This window comes from Qipengyuania sp. JC766, assembly GCF_040717445.1.
In the GTDB taxonomy this organism is placed as follows: Bacteria; Pseudomonadota; Alphaproteobacteria; order Sphingomonadales; family Sphingomonadaceae; genus JC766.
This window is the reverse complement of sequence record NZ_JBFEFL010000001.1, coordinates 1,105,249-1,123,957: the sequence shown is the minus strand read 5'-3', so window position 1 is coordinate 1,123,957 and position 18,709 is coordinate 1,105,249. Positions and strand designations below refer to the sequence as shown.

The 18,709-nt window shown below is 66.4% G+C and carries 26 protein-coding genes; 20 read left to right on the top strand and 6 right to left on the bottom strand.

The window, feature by feature from the left end; genetic code table 11:
• Positions 1 to 83: 83 nt before the first annotated feature.
• The 13 genes from AB1K63_RS05590 (at position 84) to AB1K63_RS05530 (ending at position 7,896) form a co-directional block, all read left to right on the top strand.
• Positions 84 to 1,016: a heme o synthase gene (locus tag AB1K63_RS05590; RefSeq protein ID WP_366958968.1), complete on the top strand. Its 933-nt coding sequence runs from the start codon at positions 84 to 86 to the stop codon at positions 1,014 to 1,016.
• The gene (locus tag AB1K63_RS05585; protein ID WP_366958967.1) at positions 1,013 to 1,138 is read left to right on the top strand and encodes a hypothetical protein; all 126 of its coding nucleotides are present in this window, start codon (positions 1,013 to 1,015) and stop codon (positions 1,136 to 1,138) included. The genes AB1K63_RS05590 and AB1K63_RS05585 overlap by 4 nt, the downstream gene beginning before the upstream one ends.
• A 2-nt stretch (positions 1,139 to 1,140) precedes the next feature.
• Positions 1,141 to 1,716, top strand: coding sequence for a cytochrome c oxidase assembly protein (locus tag AB1K63_RS05580; RefSeq protein WP_366958966.1), 576 nt, complete (start codon positions 1,141 to 1,143; stop codon positions 1,714 to 1,716).
• A 66-nt stretch (positions 1,717 to 1,782) separates the two neighbouring features.
• Positions 1,783 to 2,673: a cytochrome c oxidase subunit 3 gene (locus tag AB1K63_RS05575; protein WP_366958965.1), complete on the top strand. Its 891-nt coding sequence runs from the start codon at positions 1,783 to 1,785 to the stop codon at positions 2,671 to 2,673.
• Positions 2,674 to 2,701: 28 nt separating this feature from the next.
• On the top strand, positions 2,702 to 3,055 hold the full coding sequence (locus AB1K63_RS05570) for a DUF983 domain-containing protein (RefSeq protein ID WP_366958964.1): 354 nt from the start codon (positions 2,702 to 2,704) through the stop codon (positions 3,053 to 3,055).
• On the top strand, positions 3,052 to 3,630 hold the full coding sequence (locus AB1K63_RS05565; RefSeq protein ID WP_366958963.1) for an SURF1 family protein: 579 nt from the start codon (positions 3,052 to 3,054) through the stop codon (positions 3,628 to 3,630). Before AB1K63_RS05570 ends, AB1K63_RS05565 begins: the two co-directional genes overlap by 4 nt.
• A 48-nt stretch (positions 3,631 to 3,678) precedes the next feature.
• On the top strand, positions 3,679 to 5,082 hold the full coding sequence (thrC, locus tag AB1K63_RS05560) for a threonine synthase (protein ID WP_366958962.1): 1,404 nt from the start codon (positions 3,679 to 3,681) through the stop codon (positions 5,080 to 5,082).
• Positions 5,075 to 5,965: a class I SAM-dependent methyltransferase gene (locus tag AB1K63_RS05555; RefSeq protein ID WP_366958961.1), complete on the top strand. Its 891-nt coding sequence runs from the start codon at positions 5,075 to 5,077 to the stop codon at positions 5,963 to 5,965. The genes thrC and AB1K63_RS05555 overlap by 8 nt, the downstream gene beginning before the upstream one ends.
• 10 nt (positions 5,966 to 5,975) lie before the next feature.
• On the top strand, positions 5,976 to 6,347 hold the full coding sequence (locus AB1K63_RS05550) for a dihydroneopterin aldolase (protein ID WP_366958959.1): 372 nt from the start codon (positions 5,976 to 5,978) through the stop codon (positions 6,345 to 6,347).
• Entirely contained in the window at positions 6,344 to 6,697 is a 354-nt protein-coding gene (locus tag AB1K63_RS05545; RefSeq protein WP_366958958.1) for a Rossmann fold domain-containing protein, read from the top strand. Before AB1K63_RS05550 ends, AB1K63_RS05545 begins: the two co-directional genes overlap by 4 nt.
• Positions 6,694 to 6,936, top strand: coding sequence for a MoaD/ThiS family protein (locus tag AB1K63_RS05540; RefSeq protein WP_366958957.1), 243 nt, complete (start codon positions 6,694 to 6,696; stop codon positions 6,934 to 6,936). Before AB1K63_RS05545 ends, AB1K63_RS05540 begins: the two co-directional genes overlap by 4 nt.
• Positions 6,929 to 7,396 carry a molybdenum cofactor biosynthesis protein MoaE gene (locus AB1K63_RS05535; protein ID WP_366958956.1) on the top strand — a complete coding sequence of 156 codons (468 nt, stop codon included), beginning with the start codon at positions 6,929 to 6,931 and terminating at the stop codon, positions 7,394 to 7,396. The genes AB1K63_RS05540 and AB1K63_RS05535 overlap by 8 nt, the downstream gene beginning before the upstream one ends.
• A 77-nt stretch (positions 7,397 to 7,473) precedes the next feature.
• Positions 7,474 to 7,896, top strand: coding sequence for a hypothetical protein (locus tag AB1K63_RS05530; RefSeq protein ID WP_366958955.1), 423 nt, complete (start codon positions 7,474 to 7,476; stop codon positions 7,894 to 7,896).
• A gap of 2 nt (positions 7,897 to 7,898) precedes the next feature.
• Here the strand turns inward: AB1K63_RS05530 and AB1K63_RS05525 are convergent, their stop codons facing one another.
• Positions 7,899 to 8,591 (bottom strand): Crp/Fnr family transcriptional regulator, encoded by a 693-nt coding sequence (locus AB1K63_RS05525; protein ID WP_366958954.1) that lies wholly within the window; start codon positions 8,589 to 8,591, stop codon positions 7,899 to 7,901.
• A complete protein-coding gene (locus AB1K63_RS05520; RefSeq protein WP_366958953.1) occupies positions 8,588 to 9,091 on the bottom strand; it encodes a hypothetical protein in 504 nt (167 codons plus the stop codon). Before AB1K63_RS05520 ends, AB1K63_RS05525 begins: the two co-directional genes overlap by 4 nt.
• Positions 9,092 to 9,287: 196 nt before the next feature.
• On the opposite strand from AB1K63_RS05520, the gene rplU reads away from it, so the two are divergent.
• The 3 genes from rplU (at position 9,288) to AB1K63_RS05505 (ending at position 10,871) form a co-directional block, all read left to right on the top strand.
• Positions 9,288 to 9,854, top strand: a complete 567-nt coding sequence (gene rplU, locus AB1K63_RS05515) for a 50S ribosomal protein L21 (RefSeq protein WP_366958951.1) — start codon at positions 9,288 to 9,290, stop codon at positions 9,852 to 9,854.
• 6 nt (positions 9,855 to 9,860) lie between these two features.
• A complete protein-coding gene (rpmA, locus tag AB1K63_RS05510) occupies positions 9,861 to 10,130 on the top strand; it encodes a 50S ribosomal protein L27 (RefSeq protein WP_366958949.1) in 270 nt (89 codons plus the stop codon).
• 201 nt (positions 10,131 to 10,331) lie between these two features.
• Positions 10,332 to 10,871: a GNAT family N-acetyltransferase gene (locus tag AB1K63_RS05505; protein ID WP_366958948.1), complete on the top strand. Its 540-nt coding sequence runs from the start codon at positions 10,332 to 10,334 to the stop codon at positions 10,869 to 10,871.
• 28 nt (positions 10,872 to 10,899) lie between these two features.
• Here the strand turns inward: AB1K63_RS05505 and AB1K63_RS05500 are convergent, their stop codons facing one another.
• Positions 10,900 to 11,772 carry a metal-dependent hydrolase gene (locus AB1K63_RS05500; protein WP_366958947.1) on the bottom strand — a complete coding sequence of 291 codons (873 nt, stop codon included), beginning with the start codon at positions 11,770 to 11,772 and terminating at the stop codon, positions 10,900 to 10,902.
• Between the two features lie 172 nt (positions 11,773 to 11,944).
• Between AB1K63_RS05500 and AB1K63_RS05495 the strand changes: the two genes are divergently transcribed.
• A complete protein-coding gene (locus tag AB1K63_RS05495; RefSeq protein WP_366958946.1) occupies positions 11,945 to 12,550 on the top strand; it encodes a TetR family transcriptional regulator in 606 nt (201 codons plus the stop codon).
• 24 nt (positions 12,551 to 12,574) lie between these two features.
• Positions 12,575 to 13,096: a GNAT family N-acetyltransferase gene (locus tag AB1K63_RS05490; RefSeq protein WP_366958945.1), complete on the top strand. Its 522-nt coding sequence runs from the start codon at positions 12,575 to 12,577 to the stop codon at positions 13,094 to 13,096.
• 33 nt (positions 13,097 to 13,129) lie between these two features.
• Here AB1K63_RS05490 and AB1K63_RS05485 read toward each other — a convergent pair whose 3' ends face one another.
• Positions 13,130 to 13,879: a folate-binding protein gene (locus AB1K63_RS05485; RefSeq protein ID WP_366958944.1), complete on the bottom strand. Its 750-nt coding sequence runs from the start codon at positions 13,877 to 13,879 to the stop codon at positions 13,130 to 13,132.
• Positions 13,880 to 14,067: 188 nt separating this feature from the next.
• On the opposite strand from AB1K63_RS05485, the gene pyrC reads away from it, so the two are divergent.
• Positions 14,068 to 15,102, top strand: coding sequence for a dihydroorotase (gene pyrC / locus AB1K63_RS05480; RefSeq protein WP_366960650.1), 1,035 nt, complete (start codon positions 14,068 to 14,070; stop codon positions 15,100 to 15,102).
• On the opposite strand, the gene rarD is transcribed toward pyrC, so the two are convergent.
• Complete coding sequence (gene rarD / locus AB1K63_RS05475; RefSeq protein WP_366958943.1) at positions 15,099 to 16,010, bottom strand: EamA family transporter RarD; 912 nt, start codon at positions 16,008 to 16,010, stop codon at positions 15,099 to 15,101. The genes pyrC and rarD overlap by 4 nt on opposite strands.
• A 267-nt stretch (positions 16,011 to 16,277) precedes the next feature.
• Here rarD and AB1K63_RS05470 point away from each other — a divergent pair, with 267 nt between their 5' ends.
• Positions 16,278 to 17,003 (top strand): hypothetical protein, encoded by a 726-nt coding sequence (locus AB1K63_RS05470; protein ID WP_366958942.1) that lies wholly within the window; start codon positions 16,278 to 16,280, stop codon positions 17,001 to 17,003.
• Here AB1K63_RS05470 and astD read toward each other — a convergent pair.
• A complete protein-coding gene (gene astD / locus AB1K63_RS05465) occupies positions 17,000 to 18,412 on the bottom strand; it encodes a succinylglutamate-semialdehyde dehydrogenase (protein ID WP_366958941.1) in 1,413 nt (470 codons plus the stop codon). The two genes, AB1K63_RS05470 and astD, sit on opposite strands and share 4 nt — an antisense overlap.
• Between the last annotated feature and the right edge of the window lie 297 nt (positions 18,413 to 18,709).

Sequence of the window (18,709 nt, the reverse complement as noted above, 5' to 3'; positions counted from 1 at the left end):
CTCCCACGGCGGGAGGGGCGCTTTTCCGCAACCGGGCGCTGGACGCTCGCCAAGCCGCGCCTGAGCGGCTATCTTCCGACACAATGACCGCCACTTCTTCCAGCCCTGCCAGCGCCCAGCGCCTTCCCGCGGACTGGCGCGACTTCTTCGCGCTGACGAAGCCGCGCGTGATGAGCCTGGTGATCTTCACCGGCTTGTGCGGCCTGCTGGCGGCTCCGGGCTCCATCCATCCCATACTCGGCTTTACCGCGATCCTGTGCATCGCGGTGGGTGCAGGTGGGGCCGCGGCGCTGAACCAGTGGTGGGAAGCGGACCTCGACGCCGGCATGAAGCGCACGGCCGGGCGACCCCTGCCGATGAAACGCCTGCAGCCGACCGACGCGCGCGATTTCGGCTTCTTCCTCTCGGGCGCCTCGGTCCTCGTGATGGCCTTTGCCGTCGGCTATCTCGCCGCCGCGCTGCTGGTGCTCTCGATCTTCTATTACGCGGTCGTCTACACCATGTGGCTCAAGCCGCGCACGCCGCAGAACATCGTCATCGGCGGCGGTGCGGGTGCGTTTCCGCCGCTGATCGGGTGGGTCGCGGTAACGGGCGAGGTGACGGCGATGCCGATCCTCCTGTTTGCGATCATCTTCATGTGGACGCCGCCGCATTTCTGGGCGCTCGCCCTGTTCGTGCAGAGCGATTACGCCAAGGTCGGCATTCCGATGATGCCGGTGGTGAAGGGCGCCCGTTCTACCCGCCGCCAGATCCTCGTCTACAGCGTGCTGCTGATCCCGGTCGCGATGGCGCCCTATTTCATCGGCGGGACCGGTGAAATCTACGGAATTGCCGCGCTTGCATTGTCGCTTGCCTTCCTTGCGCTTGCGATTCCGGTGGGCTTGCGCGACATCGAGGGCAAGGACGCGATGCGGCCCGAAAAGCGGCTGTTCGCGTTCAGCATCGTGTACCTGTTCGCGCTGTTCGCGGTGCTGGTAATCGATCGCTTTTCCGTGACGCAGGGCTGGACCGTATGACACCTGAAGAAGAAGCCGAAATCCGCCGCCGGCAGAAGCAGCGCAACATCGTACTGGGTGGGCTGCTGCTGGCGTTCGTCCTGCTGATCTACGGTATTACCATCGTGCGGATGGAGCTCTGATCATGGCGACTGCCGCACCTGTCGATCAGAAGAACCTGCGCGTCGCGCTGCTTGCCTTTGCCGGTGCGGCGGCGATGCTCGGCCTCGGCTATGCCGCGGTGCCGCTTTACGAGCTGTTCTGCCGGGTAACCGGTTTCGGCGGCACCACGCAGGTCGCGACCGAGGGCGAGGCGGACCTTGCCGCGCGCATGGCGGCGAGCGCGGGCGGGCAGGTCTATTCTATCCGCTTCGATGCCAGCACCGCGCGCACCGTTCCCTGGACCTTCAAGCCGGTTCAATCGACGCGCACCGTCCAGATCGGGCAGCGCGATCTTGCCTTCTACACCGCGCGCAACAACAGCGACCAGCCGATCACCGGGACCGCCACCTTCAACGTGGAGCCGGAACAGGCGGGCGCCTATTTCAACAAGATCCAGTGCTTCTGCTTCACCGAGCAGACGCTCCAGCCGGGCGAGGAAATGCGTATGCCGGTGCTCTATTTCATCGATCCCAAGGCGCTGGACGATCCCAACATGGAAGGGGTCGAACAGATCACGCTGAGCTACACATTCCACAAAGCCAAGGAAGTACGGCGCTAGCCTCTGGACCCGCGCGCCGTCGCGGTTTAGAGGCTGCCCCCGAACGAACAGACAGGACCCGAACCGATGGCCGGTAAAGTCAACCACTCCTATCACATCCTTCCGCCCGACATCTGGCCGCTGGTCGGCTCGCTATCGGCGCTGACGTTCACGACCGGCATGGTTTTCTACATGCACCACGTCCCGGCGACGGAAACCGATCCCGCCCAGTTCGGCTCTTGGCCGATCGTGTTGGGTCTGGGCGTCATGGGCCTGATCGCGACCTTTTTCAGCTGGTGGGGCAACATCATCCGCGAAGCGCATGACGGCCATCACACCCCGGTCGTGCAGCTGCACATGCGCTACGGCATGATCCTGTTCATCGCTTCGGAAGTCATGTTCTTCGTCGGGTGGTTCTGGAGCTGGTTCGATTTCGCCCTGTTCCCCGCACCGATCGAGGTGATCGACGGTGTCAGTACGAGCCTGTTCGGACAGGATGGCGAAGCCGCGGCGCGCACGTTCCCGCATGTCGGTCTCGAAGTCATCAATCCGTTTGACCTGCCGCTGCTCAATACCCTGATCCTGCTGTGCTCGGGCACCACCGTCACCTGGGCGCACCATTCGCTGATCCACGGCGACCGCGAAGGCCTCAAGAAGGGCCTGTGGGCCACGATTGCGCTCGGTGCGCTGTTCAGCAGCATCCAGGCCTACGAATACGTCGTCGCGCCGTTCGCCTTCGGCGGCAACACCTACAGCTCGGCCTTCTACATGGCGACCGGCTTCCACGGCTTCCACGTGCTCGTCGGCACGATCTTCCTGATCGTCTGCCTCGCGCGTGCCTATGCAGGCCACTTCACGCCGCGCCAGCATTTCGGCTTCGAAGCGGCGGCCTGGTACTGGCACTTCGTCGACGTCGTGTGGCTGTTCCTTTTCATCGTGGTCTACGTCTGGGGTGGCTGGGGCGCCGAATTCCATTGATGTCCCGGCGCCGCAACGGGGCGGCGGCATGATCGAAACCGCGAAAGCGGCCGCGCTCGGCCAGTGCCCGCGGTGCGATGCGCCGACCCTGTTCGACGGTTTCGTGAAGTTCGCCCCGCGCTGCCGGAGCTGCGGACTGGACTATGACGGCTTCAACGTGGGCGACGGGCCGGCGGCGTTCCTGACCTTCGTGATCGGCGCCTTCGTCGTGGGTCTTGCCCTGTGGCTCGACGCGGCGGTCCGGCACCCGTTCTGGGTCCACGCGATCATCTGGATCCCGGTCACTTTCGGGCTCGTGTTCGCAGGCCTTCGCGTCGCCAAGGGCATGCTGCTCCATCTCGAGTTCCGGCGCCGTGCCGGGGAAGGCAAGGGCGGATCGTGAAGCTGAAGGATTTCCCCCCGTTCGCATCCATCGTGGTGCTGCTGGCAGTGGGCGTCATGATCGGCCTCGGCATCTGGCAGCTCGGTCGCCACCAGGAGAAGACCGCGCTGATCGCGGAATACGCGGCGGTCGACCAAGACCGGCCCCCGGTGATCTTCGAAACCATTGCCGACAACACCGAAGCGAAACTCTACCGCCCGGTCTCGGGCATTTGCCAGACGGTCCGCTCGATCGAGAGCGGCGCAGGCACGGCAGCGAACGGCGCCAAGGGCTGGGCACACACGGCCAATTGCGTTGTTGGAGACGGGCTGGAAGTGCCGGTGGTGCTGGGCTGGACGCTCGAGCCGGAAACGCCGAGCTGGGATGGCGGCGAGTTCGAAGGCATCCTGGCGCCCGGACCGCGCATCGTGGCGGAGCCGGCGCTGGCCGGGCTCGGGCAGCTCGCGCGGCCGGACCCGTCGGACCTGCCGAACAACCACCTCGCCTATGCCGGCCAGTGGTTCTTCTTCGCGCTCGTCGCGCTGGTCATATTCGCCCTGGCGGTCCGGGGCAGGGCGAAGAAGCGAGACGGGTAGCCGAGCTTGCTTGCCGCGCAACGTCGTGGCCGCTAACCCGCGCCGGACATGCGCTATGTTTCAACCCGCGGCGGGGCCGAGCCCCTCGATTTCGAAGGCGTCACCCTGGCCGGGCTGGCGAGCGACGGGGGCCTCTATCTGCCTGAAAGCTGGCCGGGTTTCTCCAATGACGAAATCGCCGCCATGCGCGGGCTTCCCTATGCGGAACTCGCGACACGCGTGATGATGCCTTTCGTGGGCGACAGCCTGACGCAAGCCGAACTGCGCGACCTGTGCGAACGCGCCTATGGCCGGTTCGCCCACGCCGCGGTCACGCCGCTCACGCAGCTGGACGAGCGCCACTGGCTGCTGGAACTGTTCCACGGACCCACGCTCGCGTTCAAGGATGTGGCGCTGCAACTGCTCGGCCGCCTGTTCGAGACCTTCCTCGCCCGCCGGGACACGCCGCTGACGATCGTCGGCGCGACCAGCGGGGACACCGGCAGTGCCGCGATCGACGCGGTGGCGGGGCGCGAGAATGTCGAGATATTCATGCTGCACCCCGCGGGCCGCGTCAGCGACGTCCAGCGTCGCCAGATGACGACGGTGCTCGCGCCCAACGTCCACAATATCGCCATCGACGGTAGCTTCGACGATGCGCAGGCGATGGTGAAGCGCATGTTCGCCGATCCCGCGCTCACCGGCACACTCAACATCGGCGCGGTCAATTCGATCAACTGGGCCCGCCTGATGGCGCAAGTGGTCTATTATTTCGCCGCCGCGCTGCAATTGGGCGGGCCAGAGCGGCGGGTCGCCTTCAGCGTGCCGACGGGCAATTTCGGGGACGTATTCGCAGGCTATGTCGCGGCCCGGATGGGACTGCCGATCGAGCGCCTGATCGTCGCCACCAACGTCAATGACATCCTGCACCGCGCGCTCAGCGACGGCGATTACTCCGCGGGCGAGGTCACGCCCACCGCCGCGCCAAGCATGGACATCCAGGTTAGTTCCAATTTCGAGCGCCTTCTGTTCGACACCGGCGGGCGCGACGGTTCGGCGCTTGCCACGCAGATGCAGGGTTTCGAAGCGGACCGGGCGATGCGGCTGACCAAAGCGCAACGCGAAGGCGCGACCGGCTTGTTCGGCAGCGCGCGCGCGGATGCGGACGCAATGTCGGGCGCGATGCGCTGGGCGCACGAGCAGTGCGGGGAGATCGTCGATCCGCACACGGCGATCGGCCTCCACGCGGCGCGCACGGCCGAAATCGATCCGGACGTGCCCATGGTGACACTGGCGACCGCGCATCCGGCCAAGTTCCGCGACGCGGTGGAGCGTGCCACCGGTTCGCGCCCGCTGCTGCCCGCCCGCGTCGGCGACCTGTTCGGGCGCGAGGAACGCTTCACGAACCTGCCAGGCGATTACGACATGGTCCGGGACTTCGTGGTGGAAAACGCGGCGGGGTCGCGTGGCTGATCTGACCCTCTCACCGACACTCATGATCGGGGAGGCGTGGGACGATTACGGCCTCGTCGACAGCGGGCATGGACGAAAGCTGGAACGCTATGGCCCATACAGCTTCATCCGCCCGGAACCGCAGGCCATGTGGGCTCCGCGACGGGCGGATTGGCAGGCCGACGGGGAGTTCGTCCCCGGATCGGACGAGGATGGCGGCGGCAAGTGGCAGTTCGCCCGCGATGTCCCCGAAGACGGATGGCCGCTACACTGGCGCGACGTGCGTTTCACCGCCCAGTGCACGCCCTTCCGTCACTTGGGTTTCTTCCCCGACATGGCGCCCGTGTGGGACTGGATGCTCGGGCAGCTGGCCGGCACGCCGGACGCGCAGACGCTGAACCTGTTCGGTTATACCGGCGTCGGGTCACTCGCGCTCAGCGAATGCGGCCCTGTCGCGCATGTCGATGCCTCGAAGAAATCCGTCGCGCAGGCGCGCGAGAATGCGGAACTTTCCGGTTACGGCGATCGGCCGGTCCGCTGGCTGGTGGACGATGCGGGCAAGTTCACCGCGCGCGAGGTGCGCCGGGGACGCCGCTATGACGGCATCATCCTCGACCCGCCCAAGTTCGGACGCGGGCCGAAGAACGAGACATGGCGGATCGAGGACGGCCTGCCGGACCTCGTGACGGATTGCCGCCGGCTGCTCGATGCCGACAGCCGCTTCCTGTTCCTGACCGTCTATGCGGTGCGCATGTCCAGCCTCGCGCTGGGCGGGTTGCTGGCCGAACTGTTCGCCGACCTTCCCGGCACGGTGGAGCATGGCGACCTGGCCGTGCGCGAGGAAGGGGAGGGCGGGCGCGTCCTTCCAACCGCGATCTTCGCGCGCTGGAGCAATCCGGTCTAGACGCAGGCGCATGACCGATTCGCTGATCCTCGAAGTCGCCGACCTCGAACACAATGTCCTGACCGGCATCTATTCCGAAGAGACGGGCAAGCCGCAGCCCTTGCGGATCACCATCCGCGCCCGGATGAAGGTGGCCGACCGCTACGATCCGGACACGCCCCTGTCCGAAAGCAAGAACTACATGGACCTGAAGTTCGCTGCCGGGGATGCGCTGCCCGAAGGGGTGCATTTCAAGCTGATCGAGGCGGTGGCGGACCACATCTGCGAAACGCTGTTCCTGCAGGACGACCGGGTCGAGGCGGTCACGGTGAAGATCGTGAAGCTGGCCATCGCGGAAGCGAACGAGCAGATCGGCATCACGCTGCACCGGGAGCGGCCGTGAGCGGCTGCGTCGTCCACCATGCTAATGCCGGGGGCGAGGATCCCGTTCAGGCGGCGGCGCGCTTCCTGGCCGACGAACTGCCGGCGGTGATCGCAAAGCTGTTGGGTGGCGCGGACGTGCTGGTCGCATTTCCCGTGGCCGGGTGGGAGCACACAGACTGGCGGCGCACGCTCGCCCGGGACCTGGCGCGGGGGCATGCGCCCGAACGCCGCGTGAACGTGACCGCCACCGACGATGCGCAAGCGCTGGCCGCGCTGGTCGCCTTCCTCGACCGCACGCCGGGCGTGACCGGCCAGTACCTGCCGTTGCACGACCAGCCGACCAAGGCGAACCGGACCGGCGCCGCGTGAGCGTGCGCGTGCTGTTCCTCGGCCCATTGCGCGACCTTGCCGGATGCGAAGCGATGGAACTCGCCGCGCCGCTCGACTGGGAAGGTCTCCGGGCAAGGCTCCCGCCAGCCTTGGCCGAAGCCGTTGCGCAGCCGCGAGTCAGCGTAGCCTGCGCGGGCAGGGTCCTGTCCGACCGGACCGCACTCCGCGCGTCGGACGGGGACGAGGTCGCGCTGCTGCCGCCGGTCAGCGGTGGCTAGGCTCGCAATCGCCACGCCGCGTGATGTCCGCCTGCTCGACAGGGGGCTTTCGGTGGGCGAGGCTCTGGCCGCATTCAACGCAGTCAGCCCGCAGGCGGGGGGAATCGTCTCCTTCGTCGGCAAGGTGCGGCCGGATACGGATGTGCGCGCGCTCGAGATCACGCATTACGAGCCGTTGACGCTGCCGGGCATCGAGGATCGCGCGGGCGAGGCGTCCGAGCGGTTCGGGCTCGACGGCCTGCTCGCCTGGCACCGGATCGGTACCATGGTGCCGGGCGAGGCGATCGTGCTCGTCGCCGCTGCCGCCACGCACCGGCGCGATGCGTTCGCCGCGGTCGATTTCATGATGGACCACCTGAAGGCCGGTGCGTGGTTCTGGAAGCGCGAGCGGCGCAGCGATGGCTGGCACTGGATCGAACCGCGGCAGGGCGACTACGAAGACCTCGATCGCTGGAATTGATTTTCGCCATTTGATCGAGATCAAGGCGGACCGCGCGAAAACGCGCGACAAGGCTCCTCAACGAAAGGAGCCAATCCATGTCACGCCATCTTCTCCGCGAAGCCCTCGCCGAAAAGGCCATCATCCGCGAGCAGGCCTTCGAACAGCCGCCGGTCGACCGGAGCTTCGAGATGCCGACCGCACTCTACGGCGTGTTCGCGGCATCGCTGTTCGCGTTCCTCGCGATCACGGCGGTCGGCTTCGCGAGCCCCGGGCTGATCATCCCGATGGCGATCTTCGTCGTCTTCATCACCGGCTTCTTCGTCGTCCCGGCGATCTGGACCCGGATCGGGCCGGATGATGGCAAGGCCCCACTCACGCTGGGGCAGCTGCGCCGGCGGGGCATCGCGACCTATACCGGACGCCTCGATGGGCGCGACGCGACCGTCCAGATGCTGATCCTGCCGGTGATGCTGGTGGTCTGGGGTCTCGCCGTGGTGACGATCGCCGCGTTCAACTGACCTCAGGACCTCTCCGCCAGTCCGGAGAGGCGCGCGGGATCGTGGAGGGCGATCCCGCGCTTTCCTGTGCGCGAAAGGATGCCGTCGCGTTCCATGGCCGTGATCCGGCGACTGACCGTCTCGATCGTCAGTCCGAGCATGGCCGCCATCTCGCCCCGGCTCAGCGGGAGGTCGAAGGCGGCAGCCGGATGGCAGGGCGAATCGCTCGCCGCATCGGCGAAGGCGAGCAGCAGGCCGGCGACCTTGCGCTTTGCCGAGGGCGAGGAGGTAAGGGAGAGCAGGTCGCGGCTGGCGAGCACGTCCGTCTGCGCGCGGCGCAGGAGCGCGCGGGCAAGGGCGGGGTAGCGTTCGATGGCCCGCTCCATGTCGTGTCCGCCGAAGACGCACAGGCGCGAACGGGTCAGGGCGACGACTTCGTGCCGGGCGAAAGGCTGGAAGAATTCGCCCACGAAGCCGGCCGGGTGGATAAGGCCGAGGATGTGTTCGAACCCTTCGGCGGTAGTGTCGACGATCTTGAGGGCGCCTTCGACGAGCGTTGCGCAGGCGGGTGCCTCGTCGCCGGCGCGGAACAGGACTTCGCCCGGCGCAAGATCCACCATCCGGCCGATCCGGCCCAGTTCGCCGCGTTCGGTTTCGTCCAGCACGGCGCAGGCGGCGCGGTCGCGCACCGGGCACTGCGCGCAGGCGAGGCTCATCGGACGGCGGCGCGCATCCGGGCGAGGATCGCGTCCTGTTCGGCGACCAGCCCGATCACTTGGTTGCGCGCCGCGGCGACGGCGGTCACCTCCTCGTATTCGGCGAGTGTGTCGGCATACAGGCGGTCGAGATCGCCCAGCGGTACGGAGGTGCGGCTGCGAAACGAATCGAGGTCGGCCAGAGCGACCTGTGCGTCGCCCCACGGTTCGGTGCCGATCGGCGCCCCGCGCGCACCGTTCACGGCACGCTGGGTCCGGGCGACCGCGGCCATGAAGCCGCGATGCTCCTCCTGCGCCTGCGCCACCAGCGGGCCGAGCCGGGCGCGCGTGGCCGCGGACAGCGGGGCAGGCTGGGGGAGCGGTTCGGGATCGGGCGGGCGGAAGCGTTCGGGGTTGCGTTCGAAGTCGCGGATCGCCAGCGAGGGATAGTCCGCGCTGGACCCCGCGCAGCCCGACAGGAGGGCGGCGGCCAGCGCCAGGACGGGGACGAAGCGGTTCATGCGCCGATCCCTAGCAAAGCTTCGCCGGCTTGCCAGCTTTTCCCGGCATTCCGGCCAAGATCGGCGTTGACTTTGTTCCGGCCTTATCTTACCTGCGCGCTTCTTTCCGGGCCACGCCGTCAGGCGGGGGCTCGATTGCGCCAACCCCGGAGCTGGTTCCGGGGGCGGGTAAGCACCAGATCGAGAGTATACCACCATGTTCGCAGTCGTGCGTACGGGCGGCAAGCAATACCGGGTTGCCGCCGGAGACAAGATCGCAGTCGAGAAGCTCGCCGGAGAAGCCGGCGACACGATCACGCTGGGCGATGTCCTTCTCGCGGGCGAAGGCGATTCCGTCGCCGACGCCAGCAAGGTGACCGTCTCTGCCGAAATCATCGCCCAGGCGAAGAGCGAGAAGGTGGTGGTCTTCAAGAAGCGCCGCCGTCACAACTATCGCCGCAAGGCCGGTCACCGCCAGCAGCTGACGCTGCTGCGCATCACCGACGTGGGCGAAGGTTCGGCCAAGAAGGCGCCGGCGAAGAAGGCCGAAGCCAAGAAGGCCGACGCCGACGCGAAGGCGACCGAAGCCGAGGCCAAGGCACCGGCGAAGAAGGCTCCGGCCAAGAAGGCGGACACCGCCGAGGCCAAGCCCGCCGCGAAGAAGGCCGCGCCGAAGAAGACGGCTGCGACTTCCAAGGCGGCCGAGGAAAAGAAGGCCCCGGCCAAGAAGGCTGCCGCGAAGAAGCCGGCCGCCAAGAAGACCGAAGACAAGAACGAAGGGTAACGGACCATGGCACATAAGAAAGCAGGCGGTTCATCCCGCAATGGTCGCGACTCGGCAGGCCGTCGCCTGGGCGTGAAGAAGTTCGGCAGCCAGGGCGTGGTTGCGGGCAACATCATCGTGCGTCAGCGCGGCACCAAGTTCTATGCCGGTTCCAATGTCGGCATGGGCAAGGACCACACGCTTTTCGCGCTTACCGACGGCATCGTGCGCTTCCACGACGGCAAGCTCGGCCGAAAGTACGTATCGGTCGACATGCAGGCGGAAGCCGCCGAATAACCGGACGCTCCGATAACGGGATCGTCCAGACGGGACGGTCCCAGCCGGGCTAACGATCCGGCAGACGAAGAGGGAGATGGGGCCAGCCCGTCTCCCTCTTGTCGTTTCTCCCTCGCAGTTCGTCGGATTTTCCATCCGGCATCACATTAGGTCCACATTTCGCGCCCAGATGGTGCGGCGTGGGGCGAGCGGAGAAAGACGATGTTCCATCGCACCGAACGATTGTTGCTGCGGCCGGCCTGGCCCGAAGACTGGCGCGCGATCTTCAAGGGGATCGCGGAGCAGGGCATCGTGTGCAATCTCGCGCGTGCGCCGTGGCCCTATACCGAGGACCACGCCCGCGAATTCGCCGCGCGCCTGCCCGCCGATCCGCGCATTCCCAGCTTCATGGTCACGCTTCCGGGCGAGGCGGGCTCGCGCCTGATCGGCGCGGCGGGCCTCGGCATGGACGATCGCGGCGAGCTGCAGATCGGGTACTGGATTGCACGCGAGCACTGGGGCCGCGGCTATGCGACCGAAGCGGCGCGCGCCGTCGTCGACATCGCCCGTGCGCTCGGCCACCGGCGCATCGTGGCCGGGCATTTCCAGGACAATCCGGCGTCGGGCCGCGTGCTGCAAAAGGCGGGGTTCGTGCCGACCGGAGAAATCCGGCCGCAATTCAGCGCCGGACGCGGAGCAGAGGCGCCGCTGGTGTGCTTCGCGATCGATCTGGACACGGAACCGGAGAGGCTGGCCGCCTGATCGGCGGTCGGCCTCCGCCGGGGACGGCCTATTCCGCCGGCAGCAGGGCGGCTTCGAACTCGCCTTCGTATTTGCCGATGAGGGCCCGGTCGTCGTGGTCCCACGGGTGGAAGCCGGGCCGGAAATAGGCGAACCATGCGGGCGCGATTCGGCGCAGCATGCCGGGCTTCATCCACAGGTTCCGCGCCAGGCCCAGTCGCGCCTTCCAGCCGGTGATGCCGTCCTGCGCCAGCAGGCCCAGCGCATCGACCCAGCGGTTGCGGAAGAACCGGATCGTCACCAGCACCATCAGCAGGTTGCGCGTCTTCCAACGCTTCCAGTCGCTCCAGTCGCGCGTGGCGTGCAGCCAGGTGTCGAAGGCGACGCCCTTGTGCTCAACTTCCTCGACCGCGTGCCAGCGCCACATGGCGGCGACTTCCGGATCGGCGTCCGCGAAATGGTCCGGGTTCTTCAGGAAATCGTGCGCCATCATGGCGGTGAAATGCTCCAGCGCCATGGTGACGCCGAGGTCGACGATCGCGGGACGCCCCCTGATGAGCTCGAGCAGCTCCTTCACCTTCGTGTCGATCGCGGTGATGTCGTACCCGGCATCGGTCGCGATACGGTTGAAGGCGACGTGTTCGCGCGTGTGGTTGATTTCCTGCCGCACGAAAGCTCGGATTTCCGCCTCCAGCTTGGGAGGTGCGCCCTCGCGGTGCGCCTTGACCGCCTCGATGAAGAACGCCTCGCCGCGCGGGAAGGTCGCGGACAGCGTGTTGAGCCAGGCCGTGCCGAAGGCATCGCCGGTCCACCAGCGCGCAGGCTTGGTGCCGCGGTTGAAGCGCTCGTCGCGCACTGTGATGGTCAGCCCTTCGGGCGTCGGGTCCTTGCGGGAATGGTCGATACGGGCAGGGGCGTTCATGCCGGTCTCCGTGGTTTCGTTCGGCTCCGGAAATATTCCTTACTTACATTGGTGTCAATAAGACGCGCAGCCCGTCACGACGAGGCGTTATCCACCTGCGCCTTCTTGCCGGATTACTGCGGCGCGTGCCGCTCGCTTGCCTGCGCTGCGTCCCGGTCCTACGGTCCTCCCGATGTCGAGCCGCAAGAGACTGAGTCCGCAGGAATCCCGCACCGCAGCGCTGGAAGCGGCAAGGGGCCTCCTGATCGAGACCGGCCCGCAATCGGTCACGCTGAAAGCCGTGGCAAACAGGATCGGGCGGACCCACGCAAACCTGCTGCACCATTTCGGCTCCGCCTCGGGCTTGCAAAAGGCGCTCGCCGCGCACCTTGCGCAGACCGTGTGCGACACGATCGCGGAATCGGTCCGCGCGGCGCGCGCCGGTGTCGCCGATCCGGGAGAGACGGTGGATCTCGCCTTCGACGCGTTCGACCGGGAGGGCGGGGGCGCGCTCGCCGGGTGGATGCTCGCTTCGGGTAACGAGGATGCGCTGGACCCGATCGTGGAGACGATCCACGCGCTGGTGGACGAACTGCACCCGCAAGTGGCCGATTGCGCGCCGGGCCATGACGACGTGGCGCACCGGTCCACGCTGATCATCGTCCTCCTGGCCCTGGGCCATTCGCTGATGGGCCGCGAGCTGGCGAAATCGCTGAAGCTGCCGGAAGACACCGCGCGGCTGACGGCCAAGACGCTGCTGGAAGCCTCGCTCGCCAATGCCAAGGCGACCGCGTCCTAGGGACCGCCGTCGGCTAGTTTCCCGATGTCCGACACTGCCGAACTTCGGATCGTCCCGCTCGAACCCGGCGACGTGCCCGCGGCGCTCGCGATCCAGCGGGAGGTGTATCCGACATTCCTGGTCGAAGGAGCGGACGCGTTTCTCGGCCGCATCGCGCTCGGCACGTCCTTCTGCCTAGCCGCGAAGCACGAGAATACTCTGGTCGGCTACCTGCTGGCGCATGGCTGGACCCGGCGTTCGCCGCCGGCGCTTTCGGTCGCGCTCGATCCGGACACGCCGGCCGAAATACTCTTCCTGCACGATCTCGCCGTGTCCGAATCGGGCCGCGGAACGTGTGCCGGGCGCAGGCTGGTGCGGCGCGCCTTCCGGATGGCGGCACAAGCCGGCCTTGCGGAGGCGGAGCTGGTCGCTGTCGAAGGCGCGGCGGATTACTGGCAGCGGCTGGGCTTTGCAGAGGGCGAGGTTTCGGGCGAACTCGCGGCGAAGATCGCCGCTTACGGTTCGCGCGCGCGCTGGATGACGCGCCAAGTCGCGGACGCTATCTGAGGGGGCGAGCGTCCGGGCGGTCCCGGCAACGCTTCAGTCGTCCGGCGATTCCCCGGCGGACGCCAGCTGCATCCAGTCCGGCACGGTGGCCGGATCGATATCGCTCACCCGCAAGTGATCGACGGCAAGGCCGAGATCGTCATGCGCGGTCTTGCGGCGCTTCTCCTCCGACGATGCGAGCGGCACCACGACAAGGCGCCGATTGACCTTTTGCCGCCAGTTCATGCGGGCGGTGTTCTCCTGGCCGACATAGCAGCCCTTGGAAAAGCTGACGCCGTTCAGCTCCGCAGCGTTCGTTTCCAGCCACAATATGTCGCCCAGTTCCGCGCGCCCCTCGGGCACGCCCAGCGACAGGCGGTGCTTGCGCCAAGCATCGTCGGCGGGTTCGTCCGTTTCGGCCACGGGCGCGATCCAGCGTTCGCCGAGGTCGCCCAGCCGCGGATCGGGCGCGCCGCCATCGCCCGGCGTCGCTTTCCAGTGGACCGCCATACCCTCGTCGCGTTCGATCGCGATCTTGCGCCGCAGGCGGTAGAGCATGAGCCGCTTCGCAAGCTCGTCTGCCGCATCCTTCTCGCAATCGATCAGCAATCCGCCGTCTCCTGCCGGCCAGACGATGAAGTCGAACATCGCCTTGCCCTGCGGGGTAAGCAGCCCGGCCCAGACGGGGAGGGTGCCGGTCACGTCCTGCGTTACCAGTCCCTGGAGGAAGGCGGGCACGTCTTCTTGCGCATCCTGCGCGGTCAGGCGGATGATGGCGCGGTCGAACAGGCGGGTGGCGGTCATCGGTCCAAGGTGGATCGGGCGGGCACGCTTTCAAGGTCTGTCCTACAGGGTCGCAATCTGCCAAGGAACCGCCATGCATTGCGTCCGAACCCCGATCGAAGCCGCCCGCGCGCAGGCGGTCTGCCGCCCTGTGTTTTTTGCCCCTGGACAGTGGTCCATGCGGTCCATGTCTCGCCCGGACGTTCCGTATCATGGATGAATTGACGATCCGCCGGCCGGACGACTGGCACGTGCACCTGCGCGACGGCGCAATGCTGCGCGGCGTGGTCGGTTACACCGCCCGCCAGTTCGCGCGCGCCATCGTGATGCCCAACCTCGCGCCCCCGGTCACAACGGCCGCGCTGGGCCGCGCCTATCGCGACCGGATCCTGGCCGCGGTGCCGGACGGGCTCGACTTCACGCCGTTGATGACGTGCTACCTGACCGACGATACCGATCCGGACGACCTAGCCGCCGGGTTCGCCGACGGCACGTTCACGGCCGCCAAGCTCTACCCTGCCAATGCGACGACCAACTCCGCGCACGGCGTGACCGACATCGCCAATATCGAGGCCGTGCTGGAACGGATGGCCGAAATCGGCATGCCACTCTGCGTCCATGGCGAAGTGACCGAGGCGGACATCGACGTGTTCGACCGGGAAGCGGTGTTCATCGACCGCATCCTCGATCCGCTGGTCCGCCGCCTGCCCGCGCTCAGGGTGATCTTCGAGCATATCACGACGCAGGATGCGGTCGGTTTCGTGGACGGGGCGGGGGACCGGGTCGCCGCCACGATCACGCCGCAGCACCTTCACATCAACCGCAATGCGATGCTGGTCGGCGGGATGAGGCCGCACAACTACTGCCTGCCGGTCGCCAAGCGCGAGACGCACCGGCTGGCCTTGCGCAAAGCGGCAACGTCGGGCTCTGCCAGCTACTTCCTCGGCACGGACAGCGCGCCGCATGCGCAGGACGCCAAGGAAAGCGCCTGCGGCTGCGCGGGCATCTTCAACGCGCCCTTCGCGCTCGAAAGCTATCTCGCCGTGTTCGAGGAGGAAGGCGCGATCGACCGGTTCGAAGCGTTTGCCAGCGAGAACGGTCCGCGGTTCTACGGCCTGCCGCTCAACGAAGGGACGGTGACACTGCGCCGGGAAGAGCACGATGTGCTGGCGGCGTTCGATGCGGAAGGCACGCCGGTGGTGCCGTTCCACGCCGGCGACACGCTGCGCTGGAAGCTCGCCTAGTCGAGCGGGACAGGCTTGGGCGCACGGGACCGGTGCCACAGGTCCCAGGCGAAGACCGCCAGCGCCGCCCAGATCAGGACGAAGCAGGCGAGCTGCGCCGGCTTCAACGCCTCGCCGAAGACGGTCAGGCCGAGGATGAAGACGATGGTAGGCGCAAGGAACTGGATGAACCCGATGGTCGAATAGGCCATCCGTCGCGCCGCGATCGCGAACAGCAGCAGCGGGATCGCGGTGACGATGCCGCCGAGCACGATGGCGAGGCTGCGCGGCACGCTGACGAGGAAGGACGAGCCGGGCGGCTGCAATGCGTACCACAGCGCGATGCCGGCGGACGGGATCAGCAGCAGGGTCGATTCGATCGTCAGCCCCGGAAGCGAGCCGACCGCGACCTGCTTGCGCAAGAGGCCGTAGGTCCCGAAACTGAGCGCCAGGGTCAAGCTGATCCACAGCGTCGTGATCGCGCCCGCCGCAAGGATCGCGACGCCGACCCCGGCAAGGCCCACCGCGACCCACTGCGCCCGGCTCAGCCGCTCGCCCAGCAGCAGCGTGCCGAGCAGCACGTTGAGAAGGGGGTTGATGTAGTAGCCAAGGCTGGCGGCATAGACGTTGCCCATCTGGATCGCCCAGACATAGGTGAACCAGTTGATCGCGATGAGGGTGGCGCTGGCGGTCAGGACCAGCATGCTCCGCCGGTCCCGCAGCGCGCGGCCCAGATCGGCGAACTGGCGGCGGAAGGCGACGATCAGGAGGCAAACCGGCAGTGTCCACAGGATGCGCCAGGCGACGAATTCGAAGGGCGGCACCGCTCGCACCAGTATCAGGTAGAGCGGCAGCAGACCCCAGATCACATACGCCGCCAGCGCGGCGGGAAGGCCGGAGGGCTCTTGCGGGGGATCGGGCTGCGTCACCGCCGCCCCCTAGGCCTGCCCCGGGGGCGAAACAAGCCATCGCCGACTGACGGCCGCTGAACCCGGAGTTGCATGGCGTTCATACAGATCCGGCTAAAGATGAACGCACATAGCGAGGTTGGGCGCACCGCCCGTTCCCCACCAATGGGCGGGGCGCAGCCGCAACCGAGCCGTGAGGCGCCCGGTCCTTCTTCGGGAGGGTCGGGCGCCGTTCCTGAGAACCGTCGGGAGCCACTTGTTAACCATGCCGCTCCTATTGGGGGGCGCATGGGTTGGACAAAAGCGCGAGCGAAGACGGGCGGAGTGCTGCTTTGCGGCTTGCTTGCGCTCGCCTCCTGCGGCGATCCCGATGCCGAGCAGGCGCCGGAGCCGCGCGATCCGGTTCTGGAGCAGGCCCTGAACAACCAGCTTATGGCCGATCCGGACCTGGTGAACCAGAACGAGGCGAATGCGGCACTCACAATCCGGACCGGCCATTCGCTCCCGCCGCTGGCGCGCCATCCCGAAGCCATACAAGCCGCCCGGGACGAAGCGCGTCGGTTGTTGGGCGGTAGCGACCGGATCGACGAATTGCCCGAACCCCTGGAAGGCGAAGAGCTTGGCGAACTAGCCTGGCTGACCGCCGGTTCCGCTCTGGCGTTGCAAGGAGCGCAGGACAGTTGCCTCGACACGCTGGACTATACGGCGAAATGGGCCGCCCCGGTGTCCCGTGCGGTCGGTCTCTACCCCGACGGACACGTCGTGGAAGCTGCCGGCTCGGATGCCGGTTCGTGCAAGCTGCGGGCAGTTCGCTATCGCACCCCGGTCGGCTTGGAAGACGTGCTCGCGTTCCACTATGCGTGGTTACGCCCGGGCGACAATGATGTGACTGTGACGAAGCACGGTTCGGAATACAGTCTGGAGGCTGCCACGAACGATGCAAAGGTCACCGTCCAGATCCGAAACCGGGCCGACGGGCTCACCGAAGCGTGGGTGCTGGAAAGAGGCGCCTAATTGCGCAATCCAACGCCGATATTGGCGCGAGGCTGCTCCATCTCCGTGCTCGCGACCGGATAGGCACAGTAGTCCGCCGCATAGAAAGCCGCAGGACGATGATTGCCCGACAGCCCGAGGCCGCCAAAAGGCGCTTTCGATGAAGCACCGTTGGTCGGCCGGTTCCAATTGATGATACCGGCGCGAACATTGGCCCAGAACCTGTTGTAATCCTGCGGACTTCCGCCGATCAGCGAAGCGGAAAGGCCGAAACGCGTGCGGTTCGCTTCAGCGATCGCACTGTCGAAATCGGGTACACGGACGATCTGGAGCAGGGGGCCGAACAACTCTACATCGGGCCTGTCTTCCATGTCGGTGGTATCGATCAGGCCCGGGGTCAGGAAGGGCAGGTTGTCGTCCGGCCGCGTCATGTGACGGATCGCCTTGCCGCCGTTGGACAGGAAATAAAGGAAGCTTTCCGTCATCCGGTCGGCAGCATCGTTGTCGATCACGCACCCCATGAACGGGGCGGGCTCCGCGAATGGCTCGTCGACGATGATCCGGGACACCAGCGATTTCAGTTGCCCGACGACGGCATCGTACATGCTGTCCTTGATGATGAGCCGGCGTGCCGCCGTGCAACGCTGGCCGGCAGTCGTGAAGGCGGATTGCACGATCAGCGTGACGGCATCGTCGATCTTGGGCGTGTCGATGACGACGATCGGATTGTTGCCACCCATTTCTAGTGCGACGATCTTGCCTGGATTGCTCGCAAGTTTCCGGTTGATCGCAATTCCCACCTGTGCCGACCCGGTAAACAGGATGCCATCGACGTCGCGATGGGCGACCAGTGCCTTGCCTTCTTCCGGTCCTCCGACGAAGAATTGCGCGACCGCAGCGGAGATGCCCGCACGGTTGAAGCACTTCATCAACAGTTCGCCCGTCGCCGGTGTTTTCTCGCTCGGCTTGAAGATCACGACATTGCCGGCGATCAAGGCCGGGATCATGTGGCCGTTCGGAAGGTGGGCGGGGAAATTGTAGGGACCCAGCACGCACATGACGCCATGCGGCTTGTGCCTGACCGCGCTCGAGCCTTGCAGCGCGCTGTCCAGCTTCTTTTGCCCGGTGCGCTCGGCATAGGCGGTAACTGAAATATCGACTTTTGCGATGACCGCTTCGACTTCGGTGCGCGCTTCCCACAGCGGTTTGCCGGTTTCGCGCGCGATGGTCGTTGCGAGGTTGTCGGATTCCTTCAGCACCTCGTTTGCAAAGCGGCGGCACAATTCGATCCTGGTCGCCAGCGGCTTCGCGGCCCAAGCCGGCCAGGCTCTCCGCGCGCGGTCGACGGCCTCGTCCACATTGTCCAGCGGCGCACGCCACATTTCCTTACCGGTCGCCGGTTCGAAGGATACGATTTCGGCTTGGGACACACATGCTCCTGAATGGGCCGAACGCAATGAACCGCCCGCTCGAATGATCAGGCCCGCTATCTAGGGGTTAGTTCGCAGGGGTCAAATTCCAATGATGCGGGATAGTAAAATTACCTAGAGAGCAGTCGTTAACGCAAATTTCTGAGAATTTCAGCGCCTTGAAATTGTCATTGTCATCTGTCATTCGATGTTCATCAGGGGGAAAGAGTCCTTAGGACCGGCCTGGAAAAGGCCATTCCCACAATCCGGGTGGCAAGCAAAACGCACGGGAATTCGTGCGTTTACGTTGATTGTTGA